Annotated in this window: 20 protein-coding genes; 1 reads left to right on the top strand and 19 read right to left on the bottom strand. The window is 59.7% G+C overall.

Annotation, left to right across the window (positions count from 1 at the left end; translation table 11 throughout):
- Nucleotides 1-4: 4 nt before the first annotated feature.
- The 13 genes from ACR0BD_RS05580 to ACR0BD_RS05520 form a co-directional block, all read right to left on the bottom strand.
- Nucleotides 5-670 (bottom strand): phage tail tape measure protein, encoded by a 666-nt coding sequence (locus tag ACR0BD_RS05580; protein WP_480829307.1) that lies wholly within the window; start codon nt 668-670, stop codon nt 5-7.
- Nucleotides 654-866 (bottom strand): rcc01693 family protein, encoded by a 213-nt coding sequence (locus tag ACR0BD_RS05575; protein ID WP_480829306.1) that lies wholly within the window; start codon nt 864-866, stop codon nt 654-656. The genes ACR0BD_RS05580 and ACR0BD_RS05575 overlap by 17 nt, the downstream gene beginning before the upstream one ends.
- Complete coding sequence (locus ACR0BD_RS05570) at nt 863-1,180, bottom strand: gene transfer agent family protein (RefSeq protein ID WP_480829304.1); 318 nt, start codon at nt 1,178-1,180, stop codon at nt 863-865. Before ACR0BD_RS05570 ends, ACR0BD_RS05575 begins: the two co-directional genes overlap by 4 nt.
- Before the next feature lie 4 nt (nt 1,181-1,184).
- Nucleotides 1,185-1,598 (bottom strand): phage major tail protein, TP901-1 family, encoded by a 414-nt coding sequence (locus ACR0BD_RS05565; protein WP_480694048.1) that lies wholly within the window; start codon nt 1,596-1,598, stop codon nt 1,185-1,187.
- Nucleotides 1,599-1,618: 20 nt separating this feature from the next.
- Nucleotides 1,619-2,032 (bottom strand): DUF3168 domain-containing protein, encoded by a 414-nt coding sequence (locus tag ACR0BD_RS05560; RefSeq protein WP_480829303.1) that lies wholly within the window; start codon nt 2,030-2,032, stop codon nt 1,619-1,621.
- Complete coding sequence (locus ACR0BD_RS05555; RefSeq protein ID WP_480651932.1) at nt 2,029-2,367, bottom strand: phage head closure protein; 339 nt, start codon at nt 2,365-2,367, stop codon at nt 2,029-2,031. Before ACR0BD_RS05555 ends, ACR0BD_RS05560 begins: the two co-directional genes overlap by 4 nt.
- Nucleotides 2,364-2,963, bottom strand: coding sequence for a head-tail connector protein (locus tag ACR0BD_RS05550; RefSeq protein WP_480829302.1), 600 nt, complete (start codon nt 2,961-2,963; stop codon nt 2,364-2,366). Before ACR0BD_RS05550 ends, ACR0BD_RS05555 begins: the two co-directional genes overlap by 4 nt.
- 173 nt (nt 2,964-3,136) lie before the next feature.
- Nucleotides 3,137-4,315 (bottom strand): phage major capsid protein, encoded by a 1,179-nt coding sequence (locus ACR0BD_RS05545; RefSeq protein WP_480829300.1) that lies wholly within the window; start codon nt 4,313-4,315, stop codon nt 3,137-3,139.
- 36 nt (nt 4,316-4,351) lie between these two features.
- The gene (locus ACR0BD_RS05540; protein ID WP_480829299.1) at nt 4,352-4,897 is read right to left on the bottom strand and encodes an HK97 family phage prohead protease; all 546 of its coding nucleotides are present in this window, start codon (nt 4,895-4,897) and stop codon (nt 4,352-4,354) included.
- A gap of 26 nt (nt 4,898-4,923) precedes the next feature.
- Nucleotides 4,924-5,142, bottom strand: coding sequence for a GTA head formation protein, RCAP_rcc01685 family (locus ACR0BD_RS05535; protein WP_480829298.1), 219 nt, complete (start codon nt 5,140-5,142; stop codon nt 4,924-4,926).
- Nucleotides 5,135-6,295 carry a phage portal protein gene (locus ACR0BD_RS05530; protein ID WP_480829297.1) on the bottom strand — a complete coding sequence of 387 codons (1,161 nt, stop codon included), beginning with the start codon at nt 6,293-6,295 and terminating at the stop codon, nt 5,135-5,137. Before ACR0BD_RS05530 ends, ACR0BD_RS05535 begins: the two co-directional genes overlap by 8 nt.
- A 169-nt stretch (nt 6,296-6,464) precedes the next feature.
- Complete coding sequence (locus ACR0BD_RS05525) at nt 6,465-6,842, bottom strand: hypothetical protein (RefSeq protein ID WP_480829296.1); 378 nt, start codon at nt 6,840-6,842, stop codon at nt 6,465-6,467.
- A gap of 357 nt (nt 6,843-7,199) precedes the next feature.
- Entirely contained in the window at nt 7,200-8,570 is a 1,371-nt protein-coding gene (locus tag ACR0BD_RS05520) for a DNA-packaging protein (protein ID WP_480829420.1), read from the bottom strand.
- 817 nt (nt 8,571-9,387) lie between these two features.
- Between ACR0BD_RS05520 and ACR0BD_RS05515 the strand changes: the two genes are divergently transcribed.
- On the top strand, nt 9,388-10,650 hold the full coding sequence (locus ACR0BD_RS05515) for a DEAD/DEAH box helicase (protein ID WP_480829294.1): 1,263 nt from the start codon (nt 9,388-9,390) through the stop codon (nt 10,648-10,650).
- A 31-nt stretch (nt 10,651-10,681) separates the two neighbouring features.
- Here the strand turns inward: ACR0BD_RS05515 and mltG are convergent, their stop codons facing one another.
- The 6 genes from mltG to fabG form a co-directional block, all read right to left on the bottom strand.
- Entirely contained in the window at nt 10,682-11,842 is a 1,161-nt protein-coding gene (gene mltG / locus ACR0BD_RS05510) for an endolytic transglycosylase MltG (RefSeq protein WP_480829292.1), read from the bottom strand.
- A complete protein-coding gene (fabF, locus tag ACR0BD_RS05505) occupies nt 11,843-13,108 on the bottom strand; it encodes a beta-ketoacyl-ACP synthase II (protein WP_480694066.1) in 1,266 nt (421 codons plus the stop codon). It lies immediately after the preceding gene.
- 195 nt (nt 13,109-13,303) lie between these two features.
- Nucleotides 13,304-14,047: a 1-(5-phosphoribosyl)-5-[(5-phosphoribosylamino)methylideneamino]imidazole-4-carboxamide isomerase gene (locus ACR0BD_RS05500; protein ID WP_480829419.1), complete on the bottom strand. Its 744-nt coding sequence runs from the start codon at nt 14,045-14,047 to the stop codon at nt 13,304-13,306.
- A gap of 116 nt (nt 14,048-14,163) precedes the next feature.
- Nucleotides 14,164-14,703 (bottom strand): GNAT family N-acetyltransferase, encoded by a 540-nt coding sequence (locus ACR0BD_RS05495; RefSeq protein ID WP_480829291.1) that lies wholly within the window; start codon nt 14,701-14,703, stop codon nt 14,164-14,166.
- A gap of 140 nt (nt 14,704-14,843) precedes the next feature.
- A complete protein-coding gene (locus tag ACR0BD_RS05490) occupies nt 14,844-15,077 on the bottom strand; it encodes an acyl carrier protein (protein WP_008756330.1) in 234 nt (77 codons plus the stop codon).
- Between the two features lie 209 nt (nt 15,078-15,286).
- The gene (gene fabG, locus ACR0BD_RS05485) at nt 15,287-16,024 is read right to left on the bottom strand and encodes a 3-oxoacyl-[acyl-carrier-protein] reductase (RefSeq protein WP_480694072.1); all 738 of its coding nucleotides are present in this window, start codon (nt 16,022-16,024) and stop codon (nt 15,287-15,289) included.
- Nucleotides 16,025-16,030 lie beyond the last annotated feature (6 nt).

Genomic DNA, 16,030 nt, shown 5'->3' with positions numbered 1-16,030 from the left:
CCCCTTATCTGTTGCGACTTCCGCGACCCAGCGCGCGGCTCATCTGTGCGGCGATCTGACTTTGGCTGCGGCGAAAACCCTGCACATCGGGCGTGGTGATGTTCATCACCACATTGACCGCACCGCCGCCGCCCGAGGTACGCACGCCCAACTTGCCATCCGGACCACGCGCCAAAGGCATGATCGCCTCGGGACCCGCCTCACCCATCAGGCCGGTCGCTCCACGCATCGGGAACGTTGTCGGACCGCTTATCACACCACCATTGGCAAACGGCATCACACGGCCCTGACTAAAGCTGCCGCCGTTGGCAAAGGGCAGGATGCCTTGGACAAAACTGCCGATGCCACCGGCAATGAGGCCACCAAAATGATCCGTCACCGGCTTGATCGCCGCCGAATAGGCCGTGCGTATCATCGAATTCTTCAACAAATCCAGCGCGTCCGACAGGTTCATCCCGTCCAGCACAACGCCATCAAATGCCTTGCGCAGACCACCGGACATGCCACGCTCAAGCGTAGCTACGTCTTTACCGGTTTCTTCAAAAGCCTGTTTGATCCGCCTCATCTGGCCGTCAAACGCCGCCGCCATGGACGCCGCATCCCCCAGCGAGTCGCCCAGCGCCTCACCCCGCTCCTGCAGGTCGTCCATCCCGTCACGATCCGTCGTCATCACGCTCTCCTTGTTCCTTGTCCGGGTAGGCCGCCAACAATGCGTCCAGCCCAGCCCGGTTCATCGTGGGCATCCCAGCGCCCTGCCCCAGCATCAGCCGCAGCTCGGCCGGGGTAAGGCGCCAGAACTGGTCCGGCTTCAGACGCAGGCCGGTCATCCCGGCCCGCATCAGGGCGGGCCAGTCGAACCCGCTCACCGATCCGGTACCATGAAGGCGCGTGCCAGCAACTCGGCCGCCGCCCGGGCGCCCGCCATCGGGCCGCCCTCGATCTCGGCCCGCAGCAGGTCGGCGCGGGTCACATCCGCCCCGCCCCCCCGCAGCCCGGCCACGATCAGCGCCAATACATCGCTGCTGGAATAGGCCCCGCCTTCGAACCGCTGCACTAGCTCCACCAGTGTCCCGGTGCCCAGTTCCTGTTCCAGTTCCGCCAAAGCACCCAGCGTCAGCTTGAGCACCCGCAGCTGCCCATCGATGGTCAATGCCACCTCACCCGTCCACGGATTGGCCATCGGCTTACAGCGCCGTAAAGGTCAGGGCGCCGGCGCTGGCCAGGCTCATCTCATAGGTGGCCTCACCATTATGCGAGCCCGCATATTCGATGCCCGTCACCTGAAACGCGCCTTCGACAATGCCGAAATCGGGGATGATCACCTGAAACGCTGGCGTCTCACCATCAAAAAACAACTGACGCGCACGTTCATCGGTGCCTTCGTCCTTGAACACGCCGGAGCCCGAGATCGAGGCCGATTTGACCCCCGCACCCGACAGCAGCTCGCGCCATCCGCCCTGACTTTCAAGGCTGGTGACATCCACACTCTCCGCGTTGAAACTGACCCGCGTGGCGCGCAGGCCCGCGATGGTCTCGAACAGGCCCGAGCCGTTCATATCCACTTTGACCAACAGGTCTTTTCCGTTCTGGGCAGCCATATTCTCTCTCCGTTGATTGCTTAGTCGTCTTCCACGCGGGCGCGGAATCTCAGGTCGATCTGGCGGATCGCGCCGCCCGTTCCCGCGCGCCGGGCACTGGCGCGTTCGAACCACAGCCCCACAAGGCGACCCCGTTCCAGGGTTAGTGCCGCGCCTTCCAGCGCATCACACACCGCGCCCGCCAGCGTCTTGGCCGCGCCGAAACCAGCGGCCTCGGACACCACCGACACGGTGAACCGATGCACAGCCCCCGCGCCCGATCTGTCCGAGGCATCTCGCACCTCTTCCGGCCCCAGCGTCACATAGGTCTGGGGCACCGCCCCCGCCGGAACCGCGTCATAGATCGCGCCGCCTGACAGCGTGTTGATCTGCGCGTCGCCCGACAGCTGTTGAAACACTGCCGCCTGCAAAGCGGCTGAAACGCCGTAACTCATGCCGCCACCTCTTCATCCGCGAAACAGGTCAGGTACTGGCCGCGCGGGTCACGCTCGGCCACCGCGCGGATCACGAACCGGCGCGTGCCCTCTGAGAACCGCTGATCCGGGGTTGGGCGCATCGCCGATCCTTCGGGCGCGCCGCGCACCACGATGCGATAGCCAACACGCGAGACCGGGACACCTGCAACAGACCGCTCGGACCCGCTGCGGGCCGTGACCTCGGCCCAAACCGTTCCTACCGCGGCCCATGTCTCGGTATACCCACCAGCCCCATCCGCGCTGCGCACCGGTGCCTCAAGCACCAGTTTTCTGTTCAATCGGGGCGTCTTCATTGCGCCCCCCCCGCACCAAAGCGCACAATCCGGTAACGTTGGATCAAGCTGGTGACGCCAAAGGGCATACAACCCGCGCCCAGCGCCGTCTCATCGCGGTATTCGTAATAGTGCGCGGCCAGCAACAGCACCGCCTGCCCCAGATCAGCAGGCAGAGCGCCCCAATCCGCAGCCATCCCGGCAGTAAAGGCAATCTTGACCGACCCGCCCGTGGGAATAGTCGGAAGGCACGCGCCGGCCGGACGCAGACGCGGGCGCTGGATGTCTTGGGTCAGACGATACCGGGCACTGTCCACGACCGTGTCGGTACCGGTCGGACCGGTCACAGTCACCGCGCTGATCGCTATGACAGGGGCCACCGGCAACACCTCACCCGCTGCATCGCGCCAACCGTTCAGATCCCACGAAAACTCACGCGCGATCAGCACCTTGCCGGTGCGCGCCTCAATCGCTGCAATCGCTGCACGCAGAAAACCTTTCAGAACTTCATCCTGCACGCTGTCCTCGGCAAAGCCGGTCCCCAGCCTCAGATGCGCCTTGAACTGATCCACCGGCAGCGCCGCATCCGCGATGGCGGTTTCTTCGATCAACATCATCCATACACTCCGCAATCTCGGACCCCTCCGGGGCCGTAACTTCAGGAATTGACGGGCACGCGCCGCCCCACGTTGCTCGGACGGAGGGGAGCAGCTAGACAACGCAAGGGATCTCACCCCGGCCCGCACCCGCCGCCTTGGGGGGCCGAAACCCCCCAAGGATTCAGCCCGCGTTAGGCGGTGCCGAATTTCACCAGCTTGATCGCGGCAAAGTCGCTCACGTCGCCGCCCACGCGCTTGGTTGCGTAGAACAGGACATGCGGCTTGGCGCTGAACGGGTCGCGCAGGACGCGCAGGTCAGGGCGTTCGGCAATGGTGTAACCTGCCTGAAAGTCACCAAAGGCGATCGAGAAGCTGTCGGTGCCCGCATCCGGCATGTCCTCGGCGATCAGCACCGGATAGCCCATCAGGCGCGCGGGCTCACCCGCCGCCAGACCATCCGACCACAGGAAGCGGCCATCGCTGTCTTTCAGCTTGCGGATCAGACCGGCGGTTTTCGAGTTCATCACGAAGGTACCGTTCACGCGGTACTGCGCGCCCAGCGCATAGACCACATCGACAATCGCATCCGCATCGACACCACCGTCGATACCGGTGGGTACAAAGCCGATATTGCCCCAATCCCAGACGTCATTGTCGACCTTGGTGTGGTTCAGAATACCGTTAGGCTTGTCCGCACCGTCGCCATTGATAAAGGCCGAGGCCTCAGCGCGGGCGAACTTGTCCGCAATGCGGCCTGCCAGCCAGCCTTCGACGTCAAAGGCACTGTCATCCAGCAGACGCTGCGAGGCTTTGGGAAGCGCGCTCAACTCGTGCAGCGGGATCGAGATACGGTCAATCGATGGGGCCGCCGTCTCGGTCGCGGCGGCGTTCTCATCGGCCCAACCAGCACCCACATCCGTGTGGTCGATCAGCACGTCGAACGAGTTCGCCTCGACATTCACCACCGACGCGATCGAGCGGATCGAGGCGGTGGATTTCAGCACCGACTTGATCATCTCGGCGGTCTGCGGGTCGATCAGATAGCCGCCATCGCTGTTTACGGCGCTGGACAGGGATTTCGACTCCATCTCAAGCCCGCGTAGGCCGTCATCCTCGCCCGAACGCACATAGGCGTCGAATGCTTTTTGGTGCGGTGCGCCGTCCTCAATCGAGGCCGCAAGATGCGGGCGCGCCGCGATTGTTGATTTTCGATCCAGCATGGTCAGTCGCTCTTCTGTCTGTTGCAGTTTGGTTTTAACTTCGGCCTTGAGGCCCTTGAATTCATTCACGAAGCCAGCCATCGCCTGCTTCACCTCCTGAACCAGGGGCGCACCCTCTCCGGTCAAGGCCGGGGTTTCGGTCTTGCTCATCAGCACTTCCATTTCTTGGGTGGGGGTTGAGGCGCGCTAGGTCCGCGCCAGCTCCTGCCGGGCGTCGTTGAACACCTCGGCAATACTGCGCCAGGTGTTTTCGGTTTCAGGCTCAACGCCCTTCGCCGCCACCCGCGCACTGGGCAGCATCGGGAACGTCACCAAAGACACCTCCCACAGCTCCAGTTCGGTCAGGACCCGTTGGCCCTTTTCGTTCTTCACGGCCCGCTTGGTGCGGTAGCCAATCGACAGCCCATCCATCGCACCGGCCCGGATCAGCTCGGCTGCCTCACGGCCCTTTTGCGTGGCCTCCAGCAGACGCCCTTTGACCCACAGGCCACGGTCATCCTCGCGCACCTCATCCCAGACGCCGATGGGCTGCGCCGGGTCGTGCTGCCACAGCATCTTGACCCGTTGCCCAGCGGCCTTGAGCCCTTCAAGCGAGCCTCGATACGCCCCGCGTTGCACCACATCGCTACCCTGATCGACTTGTCCGAACAGGCTGGCATAGCCCTCGATCACCGCATCCTCGGACACCGAAAGCCCGTCTCCGAACCGTGCGAACTTGTGTTCCAAATCCATGAACACCTCCTCATAAGCCTCTGAATTCACGGCACTGCCGCTAGAAATGACTGAAACACCTGCGCAAGAATCACGGCGGCGACACCATAGACCGTCAGCCACAACCGCTTCTCCAGCCGCTCCATCATCTCTTCGATCTGGTCCAGCCTGCGACACAGATGTGCATGCTGGATTTCAGCCACCCGCTCATGCGCGGCCAGACGCAGGCCCGGCGCGCAGTCGAACGGAGGATACCCATCAGCCATCCGCACGCTCCGGCAACCCCAGCAGGGCACGCTTTTCGGCATCCGTCAGGAAATCGGCCCCGTTGACCCGTGCCCATTGCGCGTCGCGTTCCGCCGACAGTGCCGGCACCTGATCCAGATCGGGCTTCAGCACCAAATCCTCACCCGTATAGCCCGCCAGCCATTCCGACACCGCCGCCGCCACCCGCGTCACCAGAGGCAGCACGGTCAGGCGATAAAACGCCCGGTTGGCCTCCTGATAGTTCGAATAGGTCGCGTCGCCCTGGATCCCCAGCAACATCGGCGGGACTCCAAAGGCCAGCGCGATCTCGCGGGCGGCGGCTTCCTTGGTCTTTTGAAACTCCATATCGGACGGCGAAAAGCCCATCGGCTTCCAATCCAAGCCCCCTTCCAGAACCATCGGACGGCCAGCATTGCGCGCCCCGCGATAATTCTGCTCGATCTCATCCGACAAACGCCGGAACTGATCCTCGGCCATCACCCCATGGCCATCGCCTTTCCACACCAGCGCCCCCGAGGGACGCGCTGCATTGTCCAGCAATGATTTCGACCACCGAGACGCGCTGTTATGCACATCAATCGCCATCGCCGCCGCCTGCATCGGCGAAAACCCGTAATGGTCATCCTGAGGGTGGAAAGACTTGATGTGACAGATCGCATCCGCCGGGAACCGGTGTGTTTTACCGCCCGCCGTGTAATCATAGGCCTTGGGCCAGCCATCCGCGCCCGGAACCACGCTCATGCGGTCCGAGCGCAGGACGTGCAGCTCAATCGGCAAGCCCTCTTCGGCCTGCACGGCCTCGACATACGCGTTGCCCGACAGCAGCAGCTGCCCGAACAGAGCCTCCATCAACTCGGCCCGCCCCTGCGCCGCATTCGGACGACGCATCAGAGACAGGATCGGATGCGCATCATAGCGCTGCGCATGATCCTGCAACACCAGAGGCAGAGCCGCCGCCGCCTCAGCAATCAGCTTGACTGAGCGAAACCCCACCGGGTTCCCCGAAAACCCAGTCCGCGTCAGCGACACCGCGTCCCGAGGGCTCCACGCCACGCGCCCGCCTGTCTGCCACGCCACCACGGGGCTCGCCGCGCTGGCCTTCGCCTCGGGCGCTTCCCCGGCCGCTCCACGACGCAAGAAATCGAATACCATCTGTGCTCCTTTCTTTCGCCGCTGTGTCCGGCTTGTTGAAAGGAGTTATGACGGAAAGAAGTTTCGGGCTTGGGAATGGAGCGTACGGGGGTTGCGCAACGCCTGCACTACTTAGAGCATCCCATCAGAACCGATGGTCTTGCCGGTGAAAGAATCGTAGGAGCTTTTATTAGCCAGCTTTGTCTAAAGACTTGACCACTGACAGCCACAACGCAAGCGTGTGTCGGTCTTCCAACTGTACCATGCGTTGATGAAGCTCTCGCTCCCTTTTGCCCATACGCTGATGAAGCGTTCGTTCCAACCAATCGTCATGATCGGAACGCGCATCTTGGAGAGCTCGTTTAAAAGCCCCTATCGCGTCTTCCTCTCGACCAACTTGAGATAAAACGATACCTTTTTCGAGTTGGATTACTGACCTTTTTGCCCGTTCTCTCGAAAAAGTATCCATCCATGCCCCGGCTACAATCGAAGTATTGCAGAACCGAAGTTTCTTCTCACCTTCATGTCGGCTGTTGAGACATGCTCCGGCCGTCAGGCTGGCAGTCATTCCGCTTAGCCAAATGCAAAGAAAAATCCCGATGGCGATGGTCCGGAACCGAACCTTTCTACTCGCAGGCTTTGATGTGCTCTCTTGCTCCATAACGCTTACTAATGATTTGATTAAAAAAAGAAAACACAGACAGAACTTCTTCTAAAAAAACGAACAAACTCAACGACGGCATCAACAACGGTTACCCTATTGTCATGCGCCTTGGAATTCTATGCAGCAAATCCTTGTCAAAATCATGATTAAGGACAAGGTATTTTATTGTTTTAACGAGCATTCTTATTTTTTGGACTGAGTTGTCATTCAGATAGGGCTCAGAGCGATTGTACGATTTCCAACGCTGAAGCATTGACACTTTCACAAAGCCCTTACCCTAGGCCGCCGATACGCTCCCGCAGGCCCCACAACCAACTCATGCAGCGCCCAAACCAGCGCGTCGACGCGGTCGGGTGAGCCCTGCCCTTCGAACCCGCGCGGAGTCATCTGGCACATTTGCTCCTCCAGCGCGTCCAGTCCGGCGACATGGCGCACCCGCTCCTGTTCGTACAAGGCCGCCACAGGCTCGGCCCGCGCCACCTTGCCGCGCGACGCCCGCACCGCGCGATAAGGCACCAGAGGGTCCACCTGCCGCACGACCTCTTCCACCAGCTGCCCGCCCTGATTGACCTCGGCCACCAGTCGTTCGGCCCCAAATTCGTCCATCGCGTCAATCGCCGCCTGCGCCCAGCCCGCCGGGCCAACGCCCTGCACCGTCCGGTCGGCCAGCACATAGGCACGCCACTGCTCTGGCGGCCCCTGCACCTGCGCGCCCACGACTACGATCCCGCAAGCATCCGCATCCGCCCCCGCCGTCACCGCCGGGTCCAGCGCCACGACGATGCGATCCAACGCAGGCACCCGCGCGCACCGCGCCGCCTCCAGCATCGAGCCCGTCCACAGCGCCCCCTCAGCATCCGACAGCAGCACCCCGTCCAATTCCTGCCGCCCCAGCCGCGTACCCGCGTAACGCGCGCGCACTTCGGCCAGAAATGAGTCTGCCAGATTGGCCCGGTTCGCCTCGGTCGGCGCATGGGTTTGCACGGTGGAGGGCGACGCCAGCAAATCCTTCAAAACCTTCACATTGCGCGGCGTCGTGGTCACACAGACCCTCGGACGAGCCCCCAACCGCAACGCGAATTGCAGCATATCCCACGTCTCGCCCGCCTTCTTCCACTTGGCCAACTCATCCACCCATGCGGCATCGAACTGTGGCCCCCGCAGCCCTTCGGGATCATGTGCGGAAAACGCCTGCGCCTCGGCCCCATTCGGCCAAACCAGCTTGCGCTCCGATGCTTTCCACACGGGCCGACGATCCGGCGGTGAGCATTGCAATATGCCGCTATCGCCAAAGATCATCACATCGCGCACCTGATCGAATGTCTCACCCACCAGCGCCACACGGCGCGCTTCGCCCTTATCCAGCGGTTTGGCCCCTTCAACCATCGACCGCACCCATTCAGACCCCGCGCGCGTCTTGCCTGCACCGCGCCCACCCGTGATCACCCAGGACCGCCATTCGCCCTCGGGCGGTAGTTGGTGCGGCAGTGCCCAGAACTCAAACAGGAAAGGGAGGGCACACAGCCCCCCCTCCCCGATCTCACTCAGAAATCTGTCCTGCACCGCAACAGGTGCGGAGGCGAGCCAGCCTGCACCCGATTTCAAATCGAGCGCGCTCAAGGTCGAGCGCATATCCCCCTTGGGCAATTCCGGCTTGTCTGTGATGTTGTTCGACAAAGCTTGTCTCCACTTTCTGGCAACTTCGGATCAGCCCCTCTAGCTGAGCCAGTTGCTTGCCTGTTCCGGCAAGGTCTGCATCCTCCCCGGCACCGATCTGCCTCCGCAGTTCTTCCGCTGCATTGCGCAGATCGCGAATGGATCTCTCGAGCGACTGCAACAAGTCGGCCGTTTGAGAAATCCGCTCTTCCGGGGTAATCAAAGTCATGTTTGCCTGTGACCTCATGCGTGAGTTTTCTCCGCACGAGAGAAACGAAAAAACGGCCACCGGGTCGCCCCGGGGCCGTTGCCCACTTCTTCTAGCATGCCATAATCAATACGCCATAAAGTTCGCAAAGTCAATGCGTTACGCAACGCGACCGCAACACCCACCGCACGCTTTCGTAGTAAACTGGAAACTGAAGCGCCCTCCCAAAGGGCTGAATTTCCATGCGCGCTTTCAACACCTGCTGCATAAATTGCGGTAAATCCGCCGCACCGTGGCCCAGCGCTGCGCGACCACTAAAAGCAAAGCATTGACATTTGCCGGCTCAAAGCCCATGTGCGCGATAACAAAGCGCTGACGCGTGAGCATTCGCGGCCCGACGGCCCCACAGCGCCGAAATCATCCCCTAGTTCCCCTTCACGCAGGGTTCTTGACGCAGAAACCAGATGTCGCAGGATGCACCTGTACGTCCAGAGGTTGCTGCATACCCCTGCCGATCGCGCAAAACTTGCGTGGTCAGTCTTCATTCGTTCGCAGCACGCGCTGCGGGCTCTAAAGGATAGTTAATTGTTCGACTTTGATATGCTGGGTCTTGCCCCAGCCCTGAACGAGGCGCTGAAACGTGCCAATTTCTCACAACCAACCCCAATCCAGAACCAAGCCATTCCCATGGCGCTGCAAGGCCGTGACATTTTGGGGCTGGCTCAAACCGGTACCGGGAAAACGTTGGCCTTTGGCCTGCCACTAATCGACCACCTTCTGGCTCAACCTGGCAAACCAGCACCCAAAACAGCCAAGGCGTTGATCCTTGCTCCGACACGCGAATTGGTGAACCAGATCGCCGAAAGCCTCCGCAACCTGACCCGCTCTACCAAGCTGCGGGTCGCGACTGTTGTGGGGGGACAGTCTATCGGCAAACAGATCTCTTTCCTCGCGCGCGGGACTGATATTCTTGTTGCTACACCGGGGCGCCTGATCGACCTGATGGAGCGCGGTGCCGTCGACCTCAGCTCCGTCCGGCACTTGGTTCTAGACGAAGCCGACCAGATGCTGGACATGGGCTTTATCCATGCGCTGCGCCAGATTGCGCCTCAGCTTGGGACACCGCGTCAAACCATGTTGTTTTCGGCGACCATGCCAAAACAAATGGAGGAGCTGAGCCAGGCGTACTTGAATAACCCCCAGCGTATCCAAGTCTCTCCTCCGGGGAAGGCGGCGGATAAAATCACGCAGTCCGTTCATTTTCTGAGCCGCGCCGAAAAGCCGGGAAAACTGCGTCAAATCCTGTCGGATGACATGGACGCCCTGACACTGGTTTTCGCGCGCACCAAGCATGGCGCGGAAAAGCTTATGAAAAGCCTTGTTGCAGACGGCTTCAATGCCGCTTCTATTCACGGAAACAAAAGTCAGGGGCAAAGAGATCGCGCGATCAAGGCATTCCGCGCCGGCGAGATCAACATTCTTGTTGCGACCGATGTCGCCGCGCGTGGCATCGATATTCCCGGTGTTGCCTATGTGATCAACTACGACCTTCCCGAGGTGCCCGACAACTATGTCCATCGGATCGGACGAACGGCCCGCGCGGGCCGTGAAGGTGAGGGTATCGCCTTTTGCGCACCCGATGAACTGGATCAGTTGAAGCAAATTCAAAGGCTAATGAAGATCGACATTCCAGTCGCCAGCGGAACAATGCCGGAATTTGCGGAACCCAAGAAAGCGCGCCCAGGTCGCAGTTTCCGCCGAACGGGTCCCGGGAAAAAGGGGGCGAATGTACCGTCCAAACCGCAAGGTTCCAAACGCCGTCGTCCGCGCAGAAAACCAGCAGCTTAAAATAGAAAAGGTGCCGCGATGCGGCACCCTATTAGTTACCAGAGCTTTGCCGCTCCGCCTCTATTTCCCGCCACTTGGCCACGTTGCGGTTGTGCTCATCCAGTGTCTCGGCAAATGCGTGGCCACCGGTGCCGTCCGCAACGAAGAAAACGTAGTCTGTGCTTGCCGGTGAAACAGCAGCCTCAAGGCTCGCCATCCCTGGATTAGCAATTGGCGTGGGCGGCAAACCGTCAATTACATATGTATTCCAGGGCGTTGCCCGCCTAAGCTCACTTCGGCGCAACCCGCGCCCCAACGTACCTTGTCCTTTTGTGACGCCGTAAATCACGGTCGGGTCTGTCTGCAACTTCATGCCCCGCTCAAGGCGATTCACAAAGACACTTGCGACCTGCTCGCGTTCACTCGGAACACCGGTTTCCTTTTCGATAATCGAAGCAAGGATCAACATCTCTTCTGGGCTTGTAATGGGTAGGCCGTCCTGCCGGTTTTCCCAAACGGCATTGATGCGCAGTTGCTGCTTATCCTGCATACCCTGCAGGACAGCAGTTCTGTCAGCACCGCGTACAATATCATAACTGTCCGGGGCGAGCATGCCTTCGGCTGGAATCTCACCGACGTTACCCGTCAACGCGTCGATCTGTTTCAGGCCTTCGACAACTTGCCAAGACGTCACGCCTTCGGCGACCGAAACACGGTAACGCGTATCCGCATCCTCGCGCTTTTCGGTATAGGCGGTCGGCACCTCTTCTTCGGTGATGTCAAAGGTAGCGATCTCATCAAAGTCCAGAGTCGCGGGGTTCAACTCGCGCACGCGCGTCTGAATACGCGTCACGCCGATGCGGTATTCGATTTCCGACCCACATGTACTGGCACCACTGCGGGTGATCTCGTCGATGATCTGTTCCATCGACGCGCCCTCGCGTACCAGAAAACTTCCCGCCTTCAGTTGCGGTGCCTTATCCGTGTAGTCCGCCGCCATGCGGAATACCATCGCGCTGGAGATGGCGCCCTGATCCTCCAACTGTTGGCTGACTTGGGTCATGTTCGAACCACGTTCAACCTGAAGGCAGATTGCCGTCTGCAACGGGCCGGGGTTCGTGTACCGTGTTTGCCCCCAGAGGATCAGCCCGCCCATCAAAAATGTACCGACCACCAGAATGGTCAGCATGTTGGACGCCAGAGCCCGCCACATTTAGCTGACCTTTCCGAAGATCACACTGGCATTGGTACCGCCAAACCCGAACGAATTTGACAGCGCCACATCAATCTTTCGCTCACGCTTTGCATTCGGTGCAAGATCAATCGGTGTTTCAACGGCCGGGTTGTCCAGGTTGATCGTCGGCGGCGCCACCTGATCCCGAATAGCCAAGATCGAGAAAATCGCCTCAATCGCACCGGCCGCACCCAACAGATGCCCCGTGGCCGATTTGGTCGATGTCATCGTTGCATTCGCCGCATGATCCCCGAGCAGCCGTTCGACAGCACCCAATTCAATCGTGTCAGCCATGGTCGAGGTACCATGCGCATTAATATAATCCAGATCCTTGGGCTCTAACCCAGCGCTGCGCAGTGCAGCTTTCATGGAACGCTCTGCCCCATCGCCATCCTCACTCGGGGCGGTGATGTGGTACGCGTCACCGGACATTCCGTAGCCCAACACTTCGGCATAGATTTTCGCACCGCGCGCCTTGGCATGTTCATATTCTTCCAGAACGACAATTCCGGACCCTTCGCCCATGACAAAACCATCACGGTCCACGTCATAAGGACGGCTGGCGGCTTTGGGGTTATCCGCATATTTTGTCGACAACGCCTTGCAAGAATTGAATCCAGCGATGCCGATTTCACAAATGCATCCTTCGCCACCACCTGCGACCATGACATCGGCGTCACCGGCGCGAATGATACGGCTTGCATCGCCGATTGCGTGCGCCCCCGTCGAACACGCCGTCACAACAGAGTGGTTCGGTCCCTTGAACCCGTGGCGGATCGAAACCTGGCCAGAAGCCAGATTGATCAACGCACCGGGAATAAAGAAGGGCGATACTCGGCGAGGTCCCTTGTCACGAATAAGATTGGCTGTTTCCGCGATGGATCCCAGCCCACCAATACCCGATCCGATCAGAACGCCGGTACGCAGCCTTGCCTCTTCATCCTCTGGCAACCAGTTTGCGTCCTGACAGGCCATGTCAGCAGCGGCAATCGAATACAAAATAAAGTCTTCGATCTTGCGCTGCTCTTTCGGCGGCATCCAGTCATCCGGATTAAAAGTTCCGTTTGAACCGTCACCGCGGGGCACTTCGCAGGCATATGTCGTGGTGACACCACTTGCCTCGGCATCGAACTGAGTGATTGGGCCTGCGCCGGATTCACCGTCCAGCAGACGTGACCAGGTTTCCTCGACCCCGCTGGCCAAAGGAGTGACCAATCCCAGTCCAGTTACAACGACTCTGCGCATGAAATGCCTCTTGCCTGCTTCGTATTTAAGAAACGCTCATACCCCGGCCCGGGGTCCGGGGGCAAGAGCAAGGCTGCATTCCTAATCTGCAGCGTGTCGCTCAGGACCGGAAAATTAAGGACGTTAGACATTAAAATGAAAAAGCTCCGCCTTCTCTGGGTTGAGAGCAGGCGGAGCAGAATTTGCATTCTTGGTTTACTGGAACTCAGCGACCGGTTCATGCGCGGTACGCGCAACTTCAAGTGCTTCGCCCAAGTCGACGGTTTTACGGAACAATGCCCGTCCGACCAACGCGCCCGAGATATTCGGGACGTAGGCCAACCGCGAGATATCGTCCGCAGTCCGCACTACACCGCTTGCGATAACAGGGGTCCGGGACTTTTCAGCCAGCCCTGAAATCAAGCCCAACTGCGCTTCGACATCCCCCATGTCGCTATCAATATCCGTGACCAGAATTGCCGCGAAAGGTGCCTCGGCAAAGGCTTCGATGAAGGTATCAGGCGTAAACGCGCTCTGGCTACGCCAACCTTCGGTCATCACGTGGCCTTGCCAAACATCTACGGCCAGAACGATCTGGTCCGGGTAAAGCTTGGCAAGCTCTTTGACCAGGTTCGGGTCCCAAGCGGCCAATGTGCCGATCACGATCCGACCTGCCCCTTTGTCGATCCAATGCTCGACCTGCTCACGGGTCCGCATGCCACCCGCCAGTTGAACCGGGATTTCTGCCGAACGAATGATCTCTTCAACCAGTTCAGCGTTCGTATCACGGCCTTCGATCGCGTCAAAATCGGTCAGGTGCATCCACTCGGCGCCAGCCGTCGCCCAGCTGCGAGCAGTTTCCGAAGGGTTCACGTGCCAGATCATCGCCTCTTCCAGACGGCCCTTATCCAGTGTCACACACCGACCATTCTGCAATTCCATCGTTGGGTAAACCCGCATGAGCTCAATCCTCCACCCAGTCGTTTGCACATCGACTGTATCATACACGCAGGAATCGCACCGGTGAGAACCAGTTTCGGCAAACTACGGACATTTTGCGGCATTGCAGCGCGGCGTCAGTGGCGCGTCGGCGGCCCATTTCTGCGCAGCAATTGCACCGCGCTTCCGTCGTAATCACACTCGCGGATCAGCTCGTAGCCAAGCCGTTCGGCAAGCTTCTGCGACGCGCCATTTCCGGAATTTACCATTGCAACCAATGGCCCCGGCATTATCCGATCAAACCAATCATGCGCGGCCTGAGCGGCCTCCAACCCCATGCCTTGGCCTTGTGCTTCGGGCGCCAGAACCCAGCCCGCTTCGGGAAAGCTGTCAAAATCTTCCCCTAAAGAGCGGTTACCGTAGAAAAACCCTGCCTGACCGATCATCTGGCGATTCGACTGCTGGATCACGGCCCATTGGCCGAAACCAGCCATCTGCCAATGCCCGGCATTTCGCAGGAAGGAATCCCATGCCTCGCCACGCGATCGGGGTTTGCCACCGATATGCTGCACGACACACGGGTTACGCCAGATCTCGGCGAACCGGTTAAAATCCTCTGGACGCATGGCGCAAAGCGTCAAGCGTGCCGTATTTATCATCGGGGTGGATCGTATCATGCCCTGCCCGCTCTGAAATGTTTGCCTCAGGCGGAAGGGTGCGAATGAATTTGGCGGCTGGCAAGCCTCAATAAAGGTAAAACAAAAAAAACGGCGCTTCCGTTGCCCAGAAGCGCCGCTTTTAGCCGAATTAGAAGGTCTTAGGACGCTTCAGAGATGAATTTGACGGCGTCGCCAAAGGTCTGGATGGTCTCGGCTGCGTCATCAGGGATCTCGATGCCGAACTCTTCTTCGAAGGCCATAACCAGTTCAACGGTGTCCAGGCTGTCTGCGCCCAGATCGTCGATGAAGGAAGCGTTTTCCGCTACTTTGTCTTCTTCAACACCCAGGTGCTCAACAACGATCTTTTTAACGCGATCTGCGACGTCGCTCATGTCTATTCCTCATTCCATTTCAGGGCATATTGCCCGGTTCTGCCCTTGCCCGCACAGGCTGGCCTTGATTTGCCCTGTCTGGGCGGTTTGGGTCCCCGTTTACCGGGAAAGTAGAAGGTCGACCCAGCAGCCGACCCCTGCATTCATGCGCCGCCTATAGCACAGACAACGCCCAAGGCAAACGCTTTCGCACCCGCCTTGATACGCGGTCACAACATGGCCATACCGCCATTCACATGCAAGGTTGTTCCGGTAACATATCCCGCTTCGGGGCTCGCAAGATACAGAACTGCCGCAGCAATTTCTGATGCGTCGCCCATGCGACCTGCAGGAACCTGACCAAGAATGCCGGATTTCTGATCATCGGTCAGCTTGTCAGTCATTGCGGTCGTGATGAAACCCGGCGCAACGGCGTTCGCCGTGATTCCTCGGCTGGCGACCTCATAAGCCAGCGATTTGGTCATCCCGACCATACCAGCCTTGGATGCAGCATAGTTCGCCTGCCCCGGGTTGCCCGTCGCGCCAACTACGGACGAGATATTGATGATCCGTCCCCAACGCGCCTTCATCATACCCCGAAGCACACCTTTGCACAGCTTGGCGGTCGAGGTCATATTGACGTCGATCACGCTCTGCCATTCTTCATCCGACATACGCATGAACAGGTTGTCGCGCGTAATGCCAGCGTTATTGACCAGTATGTCCACCGAACCCATCGCATCTGCTGCCTGCTTGGGCAGTGCCGCCACGGCGTCGGGGTCGCTCAGGTTGCACGGCAACACATGCGCACGATCACCAAGTTCGGACGCCAACGCTTCCAGAGGTTCAACCCGGGTTCCTGACAGCGCAACTGTTGCGCCCGCTGCGTGGAGAGTGCGCGCGATCTCGCCGCCAATGCCGCCCGAGGCACCGGTGATCAGTGCATTCTTACCTGTCAAATCAAACATTCTGTT

This window comes from Ruegeria sp. G5 (assembly GCF_056533365.1).
This window is presented reverse-complemented; position numbering and strand designations above follow the sequence as displayed.

Excerpts from the sequence above, each read along its gene's own strand:
- fabG (WP_480694072.1), bottom strand. The coding sequence starts at position 16,024 with ATGTTTGATTTGACAGGTAAGAATGCACTGATCACCGGTGCCTCGGGC.
- ACR0BD_RS05520 (WP_480829420.1), bottom strand. The coding sequence starts at position 8,570 with ATGCGCTCGACCTTGAGCGCGCTCGATTTGAAATCGGGTGCAGGCTGG.
- ACR0BD_RS05490 (WP_008756330.1), bottom strand. The coding sequence starts at position 15,077 with ATGAGCGACGTCGCAGATCGCGTTAAAAAGATCGTTGTTGAGCACCTG.
- ACR0BD_RS05560 (WP_480829303.1), bottom strand. The coding sequence starts at position 2,032 with ATGAGTTACGGCGTTTCAGCCGCTTTGCAGGCGGCAGTGTTTCAACAG.
- ACR0BD_RS05570 (WP_480829304.1), bottom strand. The coding sequence starts at position 1,180 with ATGGCCAATCCGTGGACGGGTGAGGTGGCATTGACCATCGATGGGCAG.
- fabF (WP_480694066.1), bottom strand. The coding sequence starts at position 13,108 with ATGCGCAGAGTCGTTGTAACTGGACTGGGATTGGTCACTCCTTTGGCC.
- ACR0BD_RS05565 (WP_480694048.1), bottom strand. The coding sequence starts at position 1,598 with ATGGCTGCCCAGAACGGAAAAGACCTGTTGGTCAAAGTGGATATGAAC.
- mltG (WP_480829292.1), bottom strand. The coding sequence starts at position 11,842 with ATGTGGCGGGCTCTGGCGTCCAACATGCTGACCATTCTGGTGGTCGGT.
- ACR0BD_RS05500 (WP_480829419.1), bottom strand. The coding sequence starts at position 14,047 with ATGCGGGTTTACCCAACGATGGAATTGCAGAATGGTCGGTGTGTGACA.
- ACR0BD_RS05535 (WP_480829298.1), bottom strand. The coding sequence starts at position 5,142 with ATGGCTGATGGGTATCCTCCGTTCGACTGCGCGCCGGGCCTGCGTCTG.
- ACR0BD_RS05540 (WP_480829299.1), bottom strand. The coding sequence starts at position 4,897 with ATGGATTTGGAACACAAGTTCGCACGGTTCGGAGACGGGCTTTCGGTG.
- ACR0BD_RS05555 (WP_480651932.1), bottom strand. The coding sequence starts at position 2,367 with ATGAAGACGCCCCGATTGAACAGAAAACTGGTGCTTGAGGCACCGGTG.
- ACR0BD_RS05545 (WP_480829300.1), bottom strand. The coding sequence starts at position 4,315 with ATGAGCAAGACCGAAACCCCGGCCTTGACCGGAGAGGGTGCGCCCCTG.
- ACR0BD_RS05530 (WP_480829297.1), bottom strand. The coding sequence starts at position 6,295 with ATGGTATTCGATTTCTTGCGTCGTGGAGCGGCCGGGGAAGCGCCCGAG.
- ACR0BD_RS05580 (WP_480829307.1), bottom strand. The coding sequence starts at position 670 with ATGACGACGGATCGTGACGGGATGGACGACCTGCAGGAGCGGGGTGAG.
- ACR0BD_RS05550 (WP_480829302.1), bottom strand. The coding sequence starts at position 2,963 with ATGATGTTGATCGAAGAAACCGCCATCGCGGATGCGGCGCTGCCGGTG.
- ACR0BD_RS05495 (WP_480829291.1), bottom strand. The coding sequence starts at position 14,703 with ATGATACGATCCACCCCGATGATAAATACGGCACGCTTGACGCTTTGC.
- ACR0BD_RS05525 (WP_480829296.1), bottom strand. The coding sequence starts at position 6,842 with ATGACTGCCAGCCTGACGGCCGGAGCATGTCTCAACAGCCGACATGAA.